This window comes from Stenotrophomonas sp. 78350_Sma (assembly GCF_056482105.1).
In genome coordinates this window covers 631,430-649,694 of the sequence record NZ_CM151182.1, presented here as the reverse complement: position 1 = coordinate 649,694, position 18,265 = coordinate 631,430, and the positions used below count along the sequence as shown (strand labels likewise).

General features: G+C 69.0%; 12 protein-coding genes. All 12 read right to left on the bottom strand.

The genetic code is table 11. From position 1 onward, the window contains the following. Window position 1: 1 nt before the first annotated feature. On the bottom strand, window positions 2-796 hold the full coding sequence (locus ACZK4H_RS02840) for a general secretion pathway protein GspN (protein ID WP_099603986.1): 795 nt from the start codon (window positions 794-796) through the stop codon (window positions 2-4). Then, the gene (gene gspM / locus ACZK4H_RS02835; protein WP_099553783.1) at window positions 786-1,499 is read right to left on the bottom strand and encodes a type II secretion system protein GspM; all 714 of its coding nucleotides are present in this window, start codon (window positions 1,497-1,499) and stop codon (window positions 786-788) included. The genes ACZK4H_RS02840 and gspM overlap by 11 nt, the downstream gene beginning before the upstream one ends. Beyond that, a complete protein-coding gene (locus ACZK4H_RS02830; RefSeq protein ID WP_099553785.1) occupies window positions 1,474-2,619 on the bottom strand; it encodes a PilN domain-containing protein in 1,146 nt (381 codons plus the stop codon). Before ACZK4H_RS02830 ends, gspM begins: the two co-directional genes overlap by 26 nt. Further along, on the bottom strand, window positions 2,616-3,479 hold the full coding sequence (locus ACZK4H_RS02825) for a type II secretion system minor pseudopilin (RefSeq protein ID WP_099553787.1): 864 nt from the start codon (window positions 3,477-3,479) through the stop codon (window positions 2,616-2,618). The genes ACZK4H_RS02830 and ACZK4H_RS02825 overlap by 4 nt, the downstream gene beginning before the upstream one ends. Beyond that, a complete protein-coding gene (locus ACZK4H_RS02820; protein ID WP_099553789.1) occupies window positions 3,476-4,108 on the bottom strand; it encodes a type II secretion system protein J in 633 nt (210 codons plus the stop codon). Before ACZK4H_RS02820 ends, ACZK4H_RS02825 begins: the two co-directional genes overlap by 4 nt. Then, window positions 4,105-4,530, bottom strand: a complete 426-nt coding sequence (gene xpsI / locus ACZK4H_RS02815) for a type II secretion system protein XpsI (RefSeq protein WP_099553791.1) — start codon at window positions 4,528-4,530, stop codon at window positions 4,105-4,107. Before xpsI ends, ACZK4H_RS02820 begins: the two co-directional genes overlap by 4 nt. Beyond that, complete coding sequence (xpsH, locus tag ACZK4H_RS02810; protein ID WP_099553793.1) at window positions 4,527-5,021, bottom strand: type II secretion system protein XpsH; 495 nt, start codon at window positions 5,019-5,021, stop codon at window positions 4,527-4,529. Before xpsH ends, xpsI begins: the two co-directional genes overlap by 4 nt. Window positions 5,022-5,027: 6 nt before the next feature. Continuing rightward, the gene (gspG, locus tag ACZK4H_RS02805) at window positions 5,028-5,471 is read right to left on the bottom strand and encodes a type II secretion system major pseudopilin GspG (RefSeq protein WP_004142831.1); all 444 of its coding nucleotides are present in this window, start codon (window positions 5,469-5,471) and stop codon (window positions 5,028-5,030) included. Between the two features lie 49 nt (window positions 5,472-5,520). Continuing rightward, a complete protein-coding gene (xpsF, locus tag ACZK4H_RS02800; RefSeq protein ID WP_099553795.1) occupies window positions 5,521-6,741 on the bottom strand; it encodes a type II secretion system protein XpsF in 1,221 nt (406 codons plus the stop codon). A 24-nt stretch (window positions 6,742-6,765) separates the two neighbouring features. After that, on the bottom strand, window positions 6,766-8,487 hold the full coding sequence (gene gspE / locus ACZK4H_RS02795; protein ID WP_005408024.1) for a type II secretion system ATPase GspE: 1,722 nt from the start codon (window positions 8,485-8,487) through the stop codon (window positions 6,766-6,768). Window positions 8,488-8,623: 136 nt separating this feature from the next. Beyond that, window positions 8,624-10,516, bottom strand: coding sequence for a S8 family serine peptidase (locus ACZK4H_RS02790; protein WP_099553797.1), 1,893 nt, complete (start codon window positions 10,514-10,516; stop codon window positions 8,624-8,626). Window positions 10,517-10,673: 157 nt separating this feature from the next. Then, window positions 10,674-17,855 (bottom strand): ESPR-type extended signal peptide-containing protein, encoded by a 7,182-nt coding sequence (locus tag ACZK4H_RS02785; protein WP_099553799.1) that lies wholly within the window; start codon window positions 17,853-17,855, stop codon window positions 10,674-10,676. Window positions 17,856-18,265: the final 410 nt, after the last annotated feature.

Sequence of the window (18,265 nt, the reverse complement as noted above, 5' to 3'; positions counted from 1 at the left end):
TCTATCGGTTGGTGCCATCGCCCGGGGGCGGCGACGGTTGTTGCTGCTGTTGTTGCTGCAGCTGGCGGCGACGGGCCTGGATGCGTTCGCGGATGGCCTGCATCTGCGCTTCGCTGGGGCCGTTGTTGTTGGCAGGAGGTGCCGCGGCGGCGGCTGATGGCACGCTGCTGGCGGGCTGCGGCTGCGCGGTTGCGGTTGCAGCAGCCGGAGGTGGGGGTGGCATCGGCGCTGCGCCCGCCGGCGGCGGCACAACGACCGCGCCCGCCGGTGGCGCGCCATTGGCACCCCGCAGTACGGTGGGTGGCTCGCCACCCTGGCCGTTGAACACGGCCAGTTCCAGCACCTGGCTGCCACTTGGGCCGATCACCGTGGCCTGGCGCGGCGCCAGCCCCACCAGTTGCCAGCCGTCCACCGCTTCGCCATTGAGGCGCAGGCGCAGCGAACGATTCTGTTCGGTGGTGAAGGTAGCCATGCCGAAGTCGCCGGTCAGCAGTACGCCGGTCAAGCGCAGCGCGGCGCTGGCGGCAGGCTCGCTGCCACCGAGCAGGTAGGGCTTCGGCCTGCGGTCCTCGGCGAACAGCGGTCGCTCGCCGATCACGCTGTAGCTGTCGGCGCTGGGCATGCGTTCTGCGGCCAACGGCGGCAGCACCGGCAGCGAAGGCGCCGCATCGGCATCACCGTCGGCACCGGGTAGCTGGCTGCCCAGGCCAAAACCGGTGGCCAACCAGACCGCCGCGGCCCAACCGGCCAGGGCCAGCAGGAAACCGGTACGCAGGCTGATCTGCTCAAGTTTCATCGGCCACCTCCTGTCCCTCGACCGGCGCAGCCGGTGCGGGGGCTGGCGCAGCTGAAGGCGACTGCGGCGCGGACACCGGTTCGGCGGCAGGTGTCGGGGCACTGCCATCGGCAGCAGCGCCCGGCAGCAGGTAGCCGGCCAGCTCGAACGACACATCCAGACCAAGCCCGGATTCATTCGGCGATTGCTGGAAGCGCTGCGCGATCAGGTTGAGGTTGTCGACGAACAAGCGCGGGCTGCCGGTTTCCAGGCTGTGCAGCACCGTGGCCAGCTCGGCCACGCCACAGCGCAGGCGCACCTGCATGGCCACGCGCACGAACTCGGCGTCCCGGCGGTTGTCGGTGAGCGGCGTGCGGTTGCTGATGGTGCAGCTGCGGTTGCCCGGGCTGGCCATCGCCACTGCATCCTGCAGCTTCGCGCCCAGTGCGGCGGCGGCGGCCTCGGCTGTGCCCTCACGCAGGAAGCCCGGCCGTTGCTGCAGGGCTTCGCGGGTGGCTCGCAGGCGCTGCTCGATCTGCGGCTTCTGCTGCAACTGTGCCTGCACGCGCGATTCGCGCTCACGCAGCGTCGCAACATCGGCATCGATCTCGCGCAGCGGCTGGGTGAACCACGGGTGCACCAACAGCAGATAGGCCAGGCCCAGCACTGCCAGCAGCAGTGCCAGCGCCAGCCAGCGGTCACGGCGTGCGCTTGGCATCGGCATCGGCCGCCTCCCGGTTCGGGGCTGCCGCCGGCAACGGCTGCAGTTCAGCGGTCATGGTGAAGCGATCGCGGCCGCTGGCGGCACCATCGGCCTGCAGCACGCCGGTCAGATTCACTTTGCGCCACTGTGGCGCATCCTGCAGCAGCTGCACCAGCTGCGATGCCTCGCGGCTGAGCCCGATCAGCTGCAGGTTGTTGTTCTCGATGGCCAGTTTTTCCAGGTACGTTCCCTCCGGCAGGCGCCGGGTCAGTTCGTTCCAGATCTCCACCGTACCCGCGCGCTGGCCGCGCTGCTTTTCCAGGAACGCAGCACCGTCGATGAGCGCCTGCAGCTGGGCACGTTCGCTGGCCACGCCACGCGCACTGCGCGCGCTGCGCTCCACCTGGGCACGCAGTTCATCCGCTGCCGCGCGGCGGTTGTCGAGCAGCTGCAGGCCAGCCAGAACCAGCATCACCACCGCGGCCACCGCCAGCAGGAGGTTCCAGCGCCGCATCGGGTCGGCCTGCAGCTGACGCTGCACGGGCGGCAGCAGGTTCACCTGCAGGATGTTGCCCTGCGCATCAATGGCATCGACACCGGACAGTGCATCGGCCCATTGGCCCACAGTGCTGCGCCAGGCCTCAAGCTGCCGCAACGGCCAGGCCACCAGTTCGACCTGCAGCTGGCCCTCGCCCGCCGCACCACGTTCGCGCACGTCATAGCTGACCTGGCTGGATTCGAACGGCGTCTGCCGGTCGATCTCGAAACCGACCACCGCACGCAGGCGGTCAGCCGCCGCCGCTGGCAGGCGCAGCTGCCGGCGCAGCACATCGCCGGCAGGCAGCAGCCACACCCGCGGCAAGCTGCGCAGGCGGGCTTCCAGCACGCGATCCAGTTCGGCCGGGGACAGCGGCCACGGCAGCCGTACCACCGGTTCGCGGCGCTCCCCCGCCTCACGCCAGACCTGAAGGTGGTCGCCTTCGCGCTGCAGCAGCAGGCGGGCCTGCGCCCAGCCCAGCGCCCACTGCCAACGGGCCGGCACCCACGCCAGCAGCGATTGCCGCCACCAGCGCAGGAAACGGCCGGCACCGGGGCCGATCCGGCCCTGCACCTGCCGCACACTGTCCTGCCAAGCCGTCATCTTGCTGTCATTCCCTGCTCCCAGCGAAGCACTGTGTAGGACCGCCCGGGAACCCCGCCCGAGCCATTGCGTACCACTGCCTGCACTACCGACCGGCGTCCACTGCCGTCCGTTGCACGAGACTCGATACTATAGGTGCCACTGCTGCTGGCAAGCGTTGTCGTACCGCCAGCGGCATCTGCATCACGCTCCTGCTGGGCGCGCTGCGCCAGCACGGTGTCCGCATCCATGCCCAGTGCGGTCAGCACCGGTGCGCTGGCGAACTGCGGATCCGGTCGCGCCTGGCGGCTGTACAGGGTCAGGTGCGGCAGCATGGCCTGGTACAGCGGCCCGCGCATGCCGAGTACCCGCTGCAGCTCGCCCAGCGTCTCGAAACGCTTGTTGCGGGGGCCATAGGGCAGGCCTGCTGCGGCATAGTCGGGCGCTTCGGCACCACCGCCGGGCTGCAGCAGGCTGTCCTCGTCACGCCAGTCGACGATCGCGCCGGCCAGCTGGCGGGCCTGGGTTTCGTCTTCACCCAGTGCCTTGAGGAAGGCGCTCAGCAGGGCCACGTCGGCCAGGTTCAGGTTGATCTTGCCGTTCTCGTCCAGCACCTTGATCTCGATGCTGGCGTCATCGAACTGCCAGCGGTAGACACGGCCGTCGGCGCGCCAGGGCGCCCGCTGCGGATCGGCGGACAGGCGCGTCAACGCGTACTCCAGTCCCGCTCGTGCACGCTCCTGGCCACGCGCATCATCACCCAGCACCCGCTGCTGCAGATGCTCGACCCGCGCGCTCAACGCGAACGCCCCCACCAGCGCCGTCATCAGGGCGATCAGCCACAGCACCAGTACCAGCGCTGCCCCTCGCACCCGGCTCATCGCGCACCTCCACTGCCGCCGGCGCGTGGAGCGACCACCAGTGCAGGCCAGGGGGCACCCTTGGCAGGCACGATCTGGATCTCCACCAGCATCGGCAGGCGACGGGTATCGTCCCAGCGCGGCATCCAGTCGCTCATCTGGCCGGTACTGGCATCGATGCCGCGATAGCGCAGCTGTACCGACTTCAGGTTCTCCACCAGCACTTCCGGCGGGCGCGGCGGGTTCTCGGCGATGCGCTCACCTTCCTGCAGCAGCACCAGGTCCAGCAGCAGGCGCTGCTGGCCATCGCGTCCGTCCACCTGCAGCGCGTGCAGGTAGGCTCCGCCACGGCCGAGGTAGCCCGGCAGATCGGCGGCGAACAGCATGCGCTGCTCTTCGCCCTGGAAGAAGATCGGTTCGCGGGTGGGATCGGGTACTTCCAGCGGCGTGCGCAGCGCACCGGCCAGTTGTCGCCGCAGCAGGGCTTCGACCGCACGCATGCGCTCACTCTCGGTGGCAATCTGCTCGCCACGCTGGCTGACCGCCATCGCCGAGCGCACGCTGGCGAACGCCAACGCCAGGCCACCGGCCAACAGCACCGTGGCCAGCATCACTTCCACCAGGGTAAAGCCTGCGGCGCGTCGCTTCATCGCGCGCTCTCCAGGTCCGGCGGCAGCAGGCGCAGGCTGCGCCAGCGCAGTTGTTCGCGTTCGCTGTCACCCCAGCGCACCTGCAGCTGCAGCTCGGCCAGCCAGGGAGCCCCCGGCGATTGCGCCTGCACCTGTGCCGCGTTGCCGGCACGCGGCTCCACCCATGGCTGCACCTGCAGCTCCCAATGGTATCGGCCCTGTTCCCAGTCGCCCTGCTGGCTGCCGACCTGCAATGGCGAGGCGACACCGGCTTCGGCCAGCAACGACTGCGCATGCAGCACCGCACGCGTGCGCAGCTCGGCTTCGCGGACCTGTTTCGCGCCACCTGACAGGCTGCCCAGCAGCAGTGTCAGCGCCAGGCCCAGCAAGGCGAAGGCGATGATCACTTCCAGCAGGGTGAAGCCGCGGGCGCGCCGCTTCATTGCGCCCGCCAGGGGCCGGAGCGGACCTCACCGGTCAGCCAGCCCACGTCGATGCGCCATTCGGCATCATCACGCTGCAGCCGGATGCGGCCGCCGCTGGAGCCGCCGTCGGGATGGAACTCGATCACGCCCTGCCCTGGCGCGGTGGCCAGCTGCGCGGCGCCTTCGAACTGCACCTGCAGCTGTGCCGGCACATCACCCTGGCGCCGGTTGGCGCCTTCCCAGCGCCGCTTTGCCGGCTCAATGACAAAGCGCTGCGGTTCACCGCGGGCGATGGCCTGCGCGCGCACCATGCGCAGCTGGTTGGCGATGTCCTTGCCGGCGCTGCGCAGCTGCATGCCGGCAAAGCCGCGCGACAGACCCGCGGCGGTGATCAGGCCGATCGCCGCGATCAGCGCGATCACCAGCAGCATTTCCAGCAGCGACAGGCCCACCGCGCGCCTGCCGTGCAGGCGCGGGCGAGGCAGCCGGCGCGGCAGGAAATGCGTCATGCCCGGTTACGGCTGGTAGCGGATGTCGGCGTCGACGCTGCTGCCACCGGCCTTGCCGTCCTTGCCCAGGCTGATCAGTTCATACGGCTGGCCTTCGCCCGGCGCGCGGTACTCCAGTGCGTGGCCCCACGGGTCATTCAGGTCGGCCGGCTTGGCGTACGGGCCCAGCCAGCCGCCGACACCGGCCGGTGCGGTCACCAGATCGTTGAGCGAGCCCGGCAGCTTGCCGGTATCGATCTGGTAGTTGTCGACCTTGGATGCAACGGTCTGCACCTGGGCCTTGGCGATGTTCGCCTTGCCACGATCGGCACCACCCAGCACGCGGCTGGCGACCAGGGTCAGCACCGCACCGATCAGCACGATGACGATGATGATCTCCAGCAGGCTCATGCCCGACTGGTTGCGCGCGGCGGTGAAGGAAAGGCGGATCGGTCGACGGGAAGCAATCATGGTCGGTCCTTTCAGTTGCGGAGTGTCGGGGTTGCGTAGGGAGCCATCATCAGCCGATGGCATTGGTCAGGTCGTACAGCGGCACCAGCACGGCCACGATCACCGCACCGACCACCGAGGCCAGCACCAGGGTGATCGCCGGCACCATCGCCGCCAACAGACGGTCGATGCGACGCGCGCTGTCCTGTTCAAACGTGTCGGCAGCTTTCAGCAGCATGGTATCGAGCGCGCCGGACTCCTCGCCGACCTGGATCATCTGCAGCGCCAGCCGCGGGAATCGCTTGCCACGTGACAGTGCCAGCGACAGGCCGGCACCATTCTTCACTTCATCGGCGGCCGCTTCCACGTCGGCGGCCAAGGCGCGGTTGCCCAGCACGTTGCGTGCGATGCCCAGCGCCCCAAGCAGCGGTACGCCATTGCGCAGCAGGGTGCCCAGCGTGCGCGCCAGCCGTGCGGTTTCCAGCTCACCCAGCAGGCGGCCGATGCCGCGACGCTGCAGCAGCCATCCATCCAGCGCCAGCCGGAACGCCGGCTGCCGTACCTTGCGTTCGAAGAACAGTGCCAGCACTGCGGGCACCACCAGCAGCAGCACCCACCAGTCCCGCACGAACAGGCCCAGCTGCAGCACCGCGTTGGTGAACCAGGGCAGCGCCACGTCCAGGCTTTCGTACATCTGCGCGAACTGTGGCACCACGTAACCGAGCAGGAACAGCAGTGCACCGCCCACCACCACCAGCAGGATGGCCGGATAGACCAGTGCGTTGATCACCTTGCCCTGCAGCGCGCGGCTGCGTTCGAGGTAGTCGGCCAGCCGCTGCAGGGTCTCGTGCAGGCTGCCACCCGCCTCGCCGGCACGCACCATGTTCACGTACAGGCGCGAGAACAGGCCGTGCTGGCGTTCCAGCGCGGTCGACAGCGGTGCACCGCCGCGCACCACGTCGCGGATGTCGGTGATCGCACGCCGCGAGCGTTCGTCTTCCGGCAGACCGAGCAGGATCGACAGTGCACGGTCCAGCGGCTGGCCGGCGCCAAGCAGGGTCGCCAGCTGCTGGGTGAACTGCAGCAGCGCCGCGCCCTGCAACGGGCGCTGGCGCAGCAGCGTGCGCCAGCTGCTGCCGCCAACCGCGCCGCCATCAGCCAGCTGGGTCTCCATCGGCAGGTGGCCCTGATCCTGCAGGCGCGCGACCAGTTCGGCCTCGCTGGCTGCTTCCATCTGCCCGTCGAAGATCTCGCCGTGCGGATTGAGCGCCTTGTAGCGGTAGTTCGGCATGTCAGCCCCGGCGTCCTGCGCGCATCAGCTTTCCTCGGTCACGCGCAGCACTTCCTCGATGGTGGTCTGCCCACTGAGCGCTTTGGCCAGGCCATCCTCGTACATGGTGCGCATACCGGCTTCACGGGCGATGCGTTCGATCTCGCCCATGCCATCGCGGCGCATCACCGCGCGGCGCAGCGCGTCGTTCATCACCAGGAATTCCATGATGGTGGTGCGGCCCAGGTAACCGGTCGGCGCCAGTGCCGAAGGCTTCGGGCGGTATAGATGGATCGGCCCTTCCGGTTGCAGACGGCGCAGCTCGAAGCGCTCGATCTCCTCCGGCGAGGCTTCATAGCGCTCGGCGTGGGTCGGCTCCAGCCGGCGCACCAGGCGCTGGGCCAGGATGCCGTTGATGGTGGACGTGAGCAGATAGTCCTCCACGCCCATGTCGAGCAGGCGGGTGATGCCGCCGGCCGCATTGTTGGTGTGCAGGGTGGACAGCACCAGGTGGCCGGTCAGCGCCGACTGGATCGCGATGCGCGCGGTTTCCAGGTCGCGCATTTCGCCGATCATGATGATGTCCGGGTCCTGGCGGACGATGCTGCGCAGTGCGTTGGCGAAGTCCAGCCCGATCTGCGGCTTGGCCTGGATCTGGTTGATGCCTTCGATCTGGTACTCGACCGGATCTTCCACCGTGATGATCTTGACGTCGGCGGTGTTGAGCTGGCTCAGCGCGGTGTACAGCGTGGTGGTCTTGCCCGAACCGGTCGGGCCAGTGACCAGCAGGATGCCATGCGGTTGTTCCAGCACTTTGCGGAACTGCGGCAGGAACGCATCGGTAAAGCCGAGCCGATGGAAATCGAACACCACCGTTTCGCGGTCGAGCAGGCGCATCACCACGCTCTCGCCGTGCGCGGTCGGCACCGTGCTCACGCGCAGGTCCAGCTCCTTGCCCTGCACGCGCAGCATGATGCGGCCATCCTGCGGCAGGCGGCGCTCGGCGATGTTGAGGCGGGCCATGATCTTGATGCGGCTGATCACCGCTGCGGTGAGGTTGGCCGGCGGGCTTTCGCCCTCCACCAGCACGCCATCGACGCGGTAACGCACCTTCAACCGGCTCTCGAACGGCTCGACATGGATGTCCGAAGCGCGCAGTTCCACCGCACGCTGGATCACCAGGTTGACCAGGCGGATCACCGGCGCTTCCGAGGCCAGGTCGCGCAGGTGCTCGATATCGTCGACCGCGCCGCCCTCGCCGTCTGCGGTTTCAACGATCGCGCCCATCGCGCTGCGGCCCTGGCCGAACCAGCGCTCGACCAGGTCATCGATCTCCGCACGCATGCCCAGCACCGGCGTCACCGGTACGCCCAGCGCCAGCTGCACCGCCTGCTGCGGATAGGGATCGTGGGCGTCAGCCAGCCACAGCCGTACACCCTGTTCATCCAGCGCCAGCGGGCATACATGGAACTGCTTGAGGAAACGCAGGGACAGCGGCAGGCCCTCGGCCAGGCCCTGGGGCGGTGAATCCGGCAGCTGCTTGCCATCCAGCAGCGGCAGACCCAGCACCTCGGCGCTGGCCTGCGCCTGGTCACGTTCGGACACCAGCCCCAGCCGCACCAGCAGGCCAAGCAGGCTGCCGCCCGCCTCCGCGTGCAGCGGCCGTGCCCGTGCAAGATCGCTCTCCTTGAGGCGGCCACGCGCCAGCAACGCATCCAGGATGCGACCTTCGGCGTCGTCGGCGGCGGTTGCAGCAAGCGCGTTCACGTGACTCTCCTGTCAATCGGCTCGACTTTAGCAGTTACGCCGTGATTTCCGTCGCCCTGCCGCCCGCTTTCGTAAAAAGACGAAGCCCGTCACATCAGGTGACGGGCTTCGGCCATTCAACTACCGCACTGCGCGCTTACTGCGTGGCGAGAATGCTCACACCGCTGTAAGCCGCCTCACCCACCACCTTGATGTAGTAGGTGCCGGCGGTTGCTGCAGTCACGCGCACCGTTTCCGAGGTGCCCGGGCGGGTCGAGCGCGCATCGTTGTCGGTGGCACTCGGCTCGCGGCCCTTGGCCAGGTAGACCGAGACGTTGCCGGTGCCACCGTAGGTGATGACGCTGAGCTGCTTGCCTGCCGCAGCCTCGAAGCTGTAAAGCACGCTGCTGCCGGCGGCACCACTCAACCCGCCGATGGCCACCTTGTTGGTCAGCGGCTTGGCCACCGGCCCGCAGTTCTCGGTGCATGGCTCTTCCAGGGCCTTGTCCAGCGCGGCCTTGGCGTCGACGATGCCGGTACCGATCGGCGTGGCGGACGGAATGCTGACCGGGAACGGGCGTGCCGTTTCCTTCAGCAGGGTACGCATGCCTGCCGGTGCGAGCGGGTCGCGGTTGGCGGCGATCAGTGCGCTCTGCACCAGCGCGGCGACGGCCGCCACATGCGGTGCCGCCATCGAGGTGCCGGCCTTGCCGCCAAGGGTGTACCCCTCGGTGGAACCGGCTGCCGGCGGCGACGTCTTGCTGCTGGACACCGCCTGCCAGACATAGCCGTTCGGATTGCCGTCGGTGACGCCACCGCCCGGGCCGGACAGATCGATGCGGGTACCGAAGTTGGAGTAGTAGGCCATGGCGCCGGTGATGCCGGTCGCGCCGACCGAGACCACGCCATCGCAGTTGGCCGGGCGGGCGTTGGCGACATTCATCGAGTCGTTGCCGGCTGCCACCACCACCAGGGTACCGCGGTTGGTGGCACCGGTGATGGCCGCCTGGTAGGCCGGATCACAGCTGCCGGAGCCGCCCAGGCTCATATTGATGATCTCGGCCGGATTCTGGTTGGCAGGGATGCCGGCCACGGTACCGCCCGAGGCCCAGGTGATGGCGTCGGTGATGTCCGACAGGGTGCCACCGCAGTAGCCGAGCACGCGCACCGGCAGCACCTTGGCCTTGTAGGCCAGGCCGGCGGTATGCAGGCCGTTGTTGGTGGCCTCGGCGATGGTGCCGGTCACATGGGTACCGTGCCAGCTGCTGTCACGTACCGGCGAACCGTCGTAGCAGGCATTGGCGGTGGGCATCCAGTCACCGTAGTCGAGTGCACCCGGCACGCGGCCATCGGCGGCACGACGCGAGCGGCTGGCCTGGCTGATGAAGTCGTAGCCCTCCAGCAGGGTGCCGGCGGCGAAATCCGGGTGCTCGGGCAGGATGCCGGTATCGAGCACCGCCACCACGATGCCCTCGCCCTGCGAGACGTCCCATGCGGCCGGTGCGTTGACGCCGCCGACCGGGTTGTGGAAGTGCCAGTTGTGGCTCTGGTAGTACGGATCGTTGGGCACGAAGCTGGGCGACGCATCGGACTTCGCGACAGCGGCCGCGCGCGGCGACGACGCGGCATCGATCGGATACATGACGGCGTCGGCCACCGCATATTCGACGGTCGGGTCAGCCTTCAGTTCGCCCAGCACCTTGTCCAGATCAGCGCGCGCGATGCCGCCCTGCAGGCGGATCAGGTCGGCGCCGATGCCGAGCTTGCGGGCCACCTGCGGGCGCAACGCGGCACTGCGCGCAGCCGCGTTGGTGCCTGCCGGCACGGCGCGCGCGATGGCCGAGTTGACCACCGCCAGCTTGGCGTTTGCATCGGCAGCTGCGGCGCTGCCAGCGCGGTACTTCACGATGATGCCATCAACCTGCTGCGTCTTCGGGCCGGACAACGGCGCATTTGCTTTCAGGTCGGCGGCCTGTGCCAGGCCAACACCGGTCAGCGACAGCACGGCGGCTGCCAACACATTGATGCGAAGGTTCTGCTTCTTGATCACGTCGAATTCCTCTTCTGGGTCATGGATCGAACCAACACTGCGGCCATCATTCCTTGACGACTCCCGGCCGGCCCAGCCGGGATTGCCGTGACCTCCCCCCAGGCCCTCGTTGCAGGTGCTGCGCCGGCGTGGGTGGCCGCCGGCGCGATGGAGTGGCTTACCAGCCGAAGCCGGCACCGACGCCGACCGAGCTGTCGTCGCTGCTGAAGGCACCGCCGACCGTCACCGTGGCGCGGTCGCTGATCGCACGCTGGTAACCCAGCGACAGTGCCGATTCACCGCCCTGGAAACCGATGCCGACGCCGACCCGGTTCTGGGTACGGATGCCGGCAGCACTGGTGGCCATGTTGAGCATCGCCGCGCTCATCGCGCCCTGGCGGTCGATGCGGCGATCCATGTGCCGCAGGCGCCCGTCGACCTCGCCCTTGAACACATCGAAGCTGTCGGCGACGGCCTGGACGCGGCTGTCGGTGTAGCTGTTGGCGGTGGCCATGCCACGATCGAGCTGGCCCTTGTTGACCGCATCGGTGGCAGTGGTACCGGCTGCCACGTTGGTGACCTGGCGCTCGTTGCCTTCGCTGCCCACCGACACCGTATTGGCACGATCGGCAACCGAGCCCTGGCCCAGTGCCACAGCGTTGGCAGCGGTGGCACTTGCGCCCTGGCCGACGGCGGTGGACGCGGCACCGCTGGCCACTGCGCCGTCACCCATGGCGACCGCGTTGAGCCCCGATGCCGGGGTGCCCACCGGGATGCCCGCACCCGCCGCCGCCGCGGTCGGCGTGCCCTGCACGCGCGCGGTGCTGGCCGGTGCTGCATCGGCCGCCGTCGGTGCTTCGGCAACGCTGGCCAGTGCGCTTTCATCCAGCGAGGCACTCATCGAGCGCAGGCTGGCCGTTCCCGAACGCGTACCACCGGCGGTGCGGCGGTCGATCTCGCTGACCTTGCGGTCCAACGCACCCAGCGCATCACCGACGTTGCTGTAGGTGGCACCCTGGATCACGTAGTTCGGCGCCACGAACACGCCCTGCATGCCGACGCTGGCGCCGCCACCCAGGAAACTGGCCGCATCGCTGAGCGACTGGAACAGCTGGCCGCCATTGATCGCCTGGCGGCTGCCGGCGGCGATGCTGCCGGCACCGACGTTGTCGATGGTGGTGCCCTGGAAGCCGGACAGGGTCAAGCGGTCACGGCTGGCGTCGTCGTAGCCGACCGCACTGGCCGCCGTGGTCTCCACCGTGGCGATGCGCGAATCGAAATCACCGACGCGGGTTTCCACTGCGCCCACGCGCTGGTTGGTGACATTGAGCTGGGAACCGGTGACCGCGTCACTGCTGCCGGCCGCGATGCGGCCATCAGCCACGTTGACGATGCGGCGCGTGGCCGGGCCATCGCTGCCGTTGCCACCGCCGACCGACACCACGTTGGCATCGAGTGCGCGCGAACCTGCACCCAGTGCCACCGAGTTGGCACCGGACGCACCGGCGCTGCTGCCCAGTGCCAGCGCACCGTTGCCGATGGCTGCCGCATTGGCACCCAGTGCGTTGCTGCGTGCACCACTGGCGCTGGCTCCCGAACCCAGCGCTGCCGCGTCACTGCCGCTGGCACTGGCGGTGCCGGTACCGCTGGCCTTGACGTAGCGCGCCGTGCCATCGGCGGTTGCAGCCACCGCGTCAAGCTGGCCGCGGTTGACCGCATCGGTGCGCTCGGTACCGGCGGCGACACGGGTGATCTGGCGATCGCTGGTGGTGCTGCCCACCGAGACGGTGTTGGCACGATCAGCCACCGAGCCCGAACCCAATGCCACGCTGCCCGCAGCACTGGCGGTGGCACTGACACCCACTGCCGTGGCGTTGGCGGCGGTAGCCTTGCTGCCGTAGCCCACCGCAGTGCCGAGGCGACCGCTGGCATCGGCGTAGCTGCCGATGGCCGAAGCGCCGTCAGCCGAAGCACTGGCGCGGAAACCACTGGCCTGCGCCTGCGTGCCGGTGGCCGTGGCCTGCGCACCGTTGGCGGTGCTGTAGGGGCCCTTCGCCTGGGCCCCGGCACCGGTGGCGCTGGCGCCGGTTTCGCTGGCGCTGGCACCGCTGCCCAGCGCCACGCTGTCGACACCACTGGCCTGCGCAGCATTGCCCAGTGCGGCAGCGTTGCTGCCGGTGGCCAGCGCATCGAAGCCGACCGCCGTGGCATTGGCGGCCATGGCGTTGGCGCCGCTGCCCAGCGCGGTCGCACCGTTGCCGATCGCATTGGCCGCATTGCCCGCCGCCAGCGCATTTTCACCATCGACCAGTGCACCGGCCTCGCCATCGGCATTGCCGCTGGCCTGGAACTGGCGGCTGGTCTTGTCGGCGACACTGGCAACGGCGTCGAGCTGGCCCTTGTTCACCGCATCGGTGGCTTCGGTACCGGCGGCAACGTTCGTGACCTGGCGTTCGCTGCCGGCCTTGCCAACGGCCACCGTGTTGTCGCGGTCCGCCTTGGAACCGGCACCGAGCGCAACGCTGTTGCTGCCATTGGCGGTGGCGTTGGCACCCAGCGCCGTGGCGTTGGTACCTGCCGACCAGGCATTCCAGCCGATGGCCGTCGCGTAGTCCTCGGTGGCCCACGCACCGGCACCGAATGCTGCCGCACCGGTGCCACTGGCGCGCGACGGGATCAGGCCGAAGAAGGTGCTGCCGCCGATCGCTACGCTTTCCGCGCCGCTGGCTTCACTCGACTGACCCACCGCAACCGCGCCGGTGCCCGCCGCTGCTGCCCCGAAGCCCACCGCCGTGGTGTTGGCGCCGCTGGCAGCCGAGCCGTAGCCCAGTGCGGTGCCGAGGCGACCGGTCGCTTCGGCATAGCCACCCACCGCGGTGGTGCCATCGGCGGAGGCCGCGCTGCGGAAGCCGCTGGCAACGGACTGTGCGCCACTGGCGTTGGATTCAGTACCGTTGGCGGTGCTGTAGACACCGCTTGCCTGTGCGCGCGCGCCCACCGCGCTTGTCCCCACTTCGCTGGCGCTGGCGCCGCTGCCCAGGGCCAGGCTGTCCTCGCCGGTGGCCTGTGCTGTGCTGCCCAGTGCCGCCGCGTTGTTACCGGTCGCCAGCGCATCGATGCCGACTGCGGTGGCGTTCGCGGCCAGCGCATTGGCACCACTGCCCAGCGCGGTGGCACCGTTGCCGATCGCGTTGGCCGCATCACCGGCGGCCAGCGCATTGTCGCCCTCCACCAGCGCTCCGGTTTCACCATCGGCATTGCCGCTGGCCTGGAACTGCCTGCTGGTCTTTTCCGCGGCGGCGGCTACGGCATCGAGCTGGTTCTTGTTGACCGCGTCGTTGCCCTGCGTACCATCGGCCACGTTGGTGATCTGGCGGGTGTTGCCGCCGCCGCCCACCGACACGGTATTGTCGCGGTCCGCAATCGAATCCGCACCGAGCGCCACGCTGTTGGCCGCGCGCGATTCCGCCGCGTTGCCCAGCGCGGTGCTGTTGATACCTCCCGACCAGGCGCCACCACCCACCGCCGTGGAGTAGTTGCCCGAGGCCTCGGTGGCCAGGGTGCCGAACAGCGAACCACCGACGGCGACGCTGTTGGTGCCGGTGGCCAGGCTGCCCTGGCCGGTGGCAGTACTGTAAGCACCGGACGCTTGCGAATCACCGCCCAGCGCCACGCTGTTGGAACCCGAGGCGTTGGCGAAGTTGCCAAAGGCGGTGGCATTGAAGGCCGAGGCCTGTGCATAGCCGCCGATGGCGGTGCTGTAGCCACCGGTGGCTTCGGCACCGATACCGAACGCTGCCGCGGCCGTGCCGCTGGCCACGCTCTCGCTGCCGACCGCGGTGGCGCCGCTGCCACTGGCGTTGCTGAAGTAGCCCACGGCTACGGCTTCTTCGCCGGACGCTTCGGACAGGGCACCGCTGGCGGTGCTGCCCGCGCCGCTGGCGATGCTGGCCGCGCCGAATGCCGCACTCTGCTCACCGCTGGCTTCGCTTTCCGCACCCTGCGCGGTGGCGTACTCGGCGGTGGCCTGTGCGTTGGCGCCTACGGCACTGGCATTGGCGGCGGTCGCCAGCGCGTTGAAGCCGATCGCCTGCGCGTTTCCGGCCAGCGCATTGGCACCGCTGCCGAGCGCGGTGGCGCCATCGCCGATGGCGTTGGCCGCATCACCGGCGGCCAGCGCGTTGTCGCCCTCCACCAGCGCACCCGCCACATCGTCGCCGTTGCCGCTGGCCTGGAAGAAGCGGCTGGTGGTTGTGGCGGTGCTTGCCACCGCATCCAGCTGTGCCTTGTTCACCGCATCGTTGGCCTGGGTACCGGCGGCGACGTTGGTGACCTGGCGCTCGTTGCCGCTGCTGCCCACCGACACCGTGCGTGCGCGGTTGGCGACCGAGCCCGCGCCGAGTGCGACGGCATTGCTGGCACTGGCATTGCTGCCCGCACCCAGCGCGATCGCACTTTCGCCGCCGGCCACCGTGTTGGTGCCGATGGCGATGCTGTTGATGCTGTTGCCCAGCGCCTGGAAGCCGAGCGCCACGCTGTTGTCGCCATAGCCGAAGGCGCCGCGGCCAACTGCGGTGGCGCTGGTTCCGTTGGCCCAGCTGTTGTAGCCGATCGACGTGGCGCCAGCCCCGCTGGCCCACGCCGCGTTGCCGAACGCCGAGGCGTTGGTGGCGGTGGCCCACGCACCGGAACCAAAGGCGCTGGCGCCGCTGGCGGTGGCCCAGCTGTAGCCGCCTACTGCGGTGCTGTCATCGCTGCTGGCGAACGCACTGTCACCCACCGCCACCGCATACGCGCCGGTCGCGCGTGACTTGCCGCCGGCGGCGAAGCTGTTGTCACCGCTGGCCTTGGCCGCATTGCCGAAGGCGCTGCTGGCAGCGCCGGTGGCCTGCGCAGCGCTGCCGACCGCCGTGGCATCGGCCACGGCCGTGGTGCCCACCTGCTGCGCCTTGCCATCGGCACCGATGATGGGCTGGTTGAACTCGTCGTAGGCCTGGCCCAGGCCACCAATGGCGACACCGCCATTGCCGGTGGCCGTGCTGTTGCGGCCCACCGCCACGCTGTCATCGCCGATTGCCGAGGCGGCCGCGCCATGCGCGACCGCACCGGCACCGATCGCATTGCTCGACGAACCAGCGGCGATGGCACCCTCGCCCTCGGCCAGCGCACCGGCATCGCTGCCGGCTTCCGGCTGGGCCTGGAAGAAGCGCGCGGTGCTGTCGGCGGTGCTGGCCACCGCATCCAGCTGCGCCTTGTTCACCGCATCGGTGGCCTGGGTGCCCGCGGCCACGCTGACGATCTGCCGCTCGTTGCCATTGGTACCCACGGCAACCGTGTTGGCGCGGTTGGACCCGGAGTAGGCACCCAGTGCAACACTGTTCTCGGCGCCAGCGGTAGCGTAGTAGCCGATGGCGGTGCTGTCCTTGCCGACAGCCCAGGTCTGCGCACCCAGCGCGCTGGCGTTCTCGCCCGGTGCATAGGCGAAGTAGCCCACCGCGGTGGCTTCGATGCCGGAGGCTTCGCTGAGGGTGCCGTTGGCCACCGCGCGGTCGCCGCTGGCGATGGCGCCGGCACCCACCGCAATCGCGGCTTCGCCGCTGGCCTGGGTCTGCACGAAGAAGCCCATGCCCGGAACCAGATCGGCCGGGCCACCGATGGCGACGCTGCTGGTGCCCGTGGCATTGCTCTGCGTACCCAGTGCCGTGGAGTAATCGCCGATGGCATTGGAGACCGCGCCGAACGCCGACGCCTGCGCGCCGGACGCATAGGCCCCCACGCCATAGGACGATGCGGCAAAGCCGCTGGCATCGGCACTTGCGCCGACCGCCGTGCCACCCACGCCGGCGCTGGTGGCGCCGGTGACCACCGGCACGCCACCACTGGTGATCAGCGGGTTGCCGTTGGCGTCCACCGCAGCGCCACCGACGGCCACGCTACCCGGGCCATTGGCCTGCGCGTTGTTGCCGAACGCTGCGCTGTTCTGGCCCGAGGCCAGCGCGTTGTTGCCCACCGCGGTCGCGTTCTGCGCAACGGCGGTGGCACCGGCACCGACCGCCGTGGTGCCGGTGCCGATGGCGTTGGCGGCCTCGCCGGCCGCCAATGCGTCATCACCCTCTGCCAGGGCACCGGCATCGCTGTTGCTGCTGCCGGTGGCCTGGAAGCGCTTGGCGGTGGCATCGGCCACCGCTGCAACGCCCTTCAACTGACCAACATTGACCGCATCGGTATCCTCGGTGCCGGCGGCAACGCTGGTGATCTGGCGGGTCAGGCCGTATTCGGCGGCACCGACGGACACGGTATCGACACGGTCGGCCAGCGACCCGGCGCCCAGCGCCACGCTGCCGGTGGCCACCGCGGCCGAATTGGAGCCCAGCGCGGTGCTGTATTCACCGACGGCCGTGCTGAACGCACCGACTGCAATCGAGGCTTCGTTGGCCGCGGTGGCGCCGCGGCCCAATGCGGTACTGCCGGGGCCCATCGCCACAGCACCGCCACCGACGGCGGTCGCACCATCAGCGGTGGCTTCGGACAGTGCACCCAGTGCCGTTGCTGCACCGTTTTCGCTGGCGGCATACGCGCTGGCACCGACGGCGGTATCGCCAAGGCCGAAGGCTGCTGCGCTCTGCCCGACCACTACGCTGGCATCACCGATCGCCAACGCGCCCTGGCCGAACGCGCTGGCGCCGATGCCTGCGGCAATGGCCTGGATACCGATGGCGGTGGTGGCGTTGGCCAGCGACTGCGCACCGGCACCGGCGGCCAGTGCGCCCTCGCCCTGGATCTTCGCCGCGTCGCTGTCATCGCCTGCGCCGTCGGCCTTGAAATAGCGGTTGCCGTCTGCGGCAACGTTGGCCAGCGCGGCCTGCGTGGCGCGCGCCTGCGCATCCAGCTGCGCCTTGTTCACTGCGTCGGTCGCCTGCGTGCCTGCGGCGACATTGGTGACTTGCCGTTCCTTGCCGGCATCACCGACGGAGACGGTGTTGGCGCGCGTGGCCTTGGATCCCGCGCCCAGAGCCACGCTGTTGGCCGCACTGGCACTGCTGTTGCTGCCGATCGCCACCGCGTTGCTGCCCTTGGCCGTGGCCGAACCTTCGATCAGGCACTTTTCGAGCAGCTTGCCGCTGAATGCCACGCAGGTGGCGCTACCGCCGATCTGCACCGACTGTGCGGTGGCAGAGCCACTCATGCCCAATCCCAATACCAGGCCCAGTGCCACCGCCAGCAGTGCGGGCGTGGCCTGTGTCGCATCGCGGCGCTGGTCGACGACCCCACCGCTGCTGCTGTCGGAGGAAGCCAGTTCCGAGGCCACCACCAACTGACCCAATGCTTTGTTCCAGACCTTGCGATAAATCCGATTCATCGGTACGGCTCCTGATTGGACTGGTTTTGGGCAAAGCAACGCCACCGCTGGGCTTTCCGGCCCAACGTCCCCTGGGGGCGTTTATTCGCGTGATTTACTGCGGGGTATTGCCGAACGGCGCGCAGCGACAGAAAACCGAGCGCGTGCGCCAACCGGTTACTGCGAAATGAATGATTCTGAAACGGGGTTCAAGTGTTAACGGCAACTTTGCAGATCGTCAAGACTTTGACACGACAAATCCTATTGCCGTGAAGCAGTTCACTCTTTCGCCTGTTTATAAAATGATTTTGTTAGCGACGCGTGACGATACTTTGTCGCCTGAAAATCCATGTAACTAGCGGGCACATCAGGATTTTCACGCGCGCAAAGAAAAAACCCGCCGATCAACGGCGGGCTTTTCCATACGCGGC

Bases quoted from the DNA above. Each gene is read 5' to 3' on its own strand.
- ACZK4H_RS02820 (WP_099553789.1), bottom strand. From the start codon at position 4,108: ATGAAGCGACGCGCCGCAGGCTTTACCCTGGTGGAAGTGATGCTGGCC.
- xpsH (WP_099553793.1), bottom strand. From the start codon at position 5,021: ATGACGCATTTCCTGCCGCGCCGGCTGCCTCGCCCGCGCCTGCACGGC.
- ACZK4H_RS02825 (WP_099553787.1), bottom strand. From the start codon at position 3,479: ATGAGCCGGGTGCGAGGGGCAGCGCTGGTACTGGTGCTGTGGCTGATC.
- gspG (WP_004142831.1), bottom strand. From the start codon at position 5,471: ATGATTGCTTCCCGTCGACCGATCCGCCTTTCCTTCACCGCCGCGCGC.
- xpsF (WP_099553795.1), bottom strand. From the start codon at position 6,741: ATGCCGAACTACCGCTACAAGGCGCTCAATCCGCACGGCGAGATCTTC.
- ACZK4H_RS02785 (WP_099553799.1), bottom strand. From the start codon at position 17,855: ATGAATCGGATTTATCGCAAGGTCTGGAACAAAGCATTGGGTCAGTTG.
- gspM (WP_099553783.1), bottom strand. From the start codon at position 1,499: ATGCCGATGCCAAGCGCACGCCGTGACCGCTGGCTGGCGCTGGCACTG.
- xpsI (WP_099553791.1), bottom strand. From the start codon at position 4,530: ATGAAGCGGCGCGCCCGCGGCTTCACCCTGCTGGAAGTGATCATCGCC.
- ACZK4H_RS02830 (WP_099553785.1), bottom strand. From the start codon at position 2,619: ATGACGGCTTGGCAGGACAGTGTGCGGCAGGTGCAGGGCCGGATCGGC.
- ACZK4H_RS02840 (WP_099603986.1), bottom strand. From the start codon at position 796: ATGAAACTTGAGCAGATCAGCCTGCGTACCGGTTTCCTGCTGGCCCTG.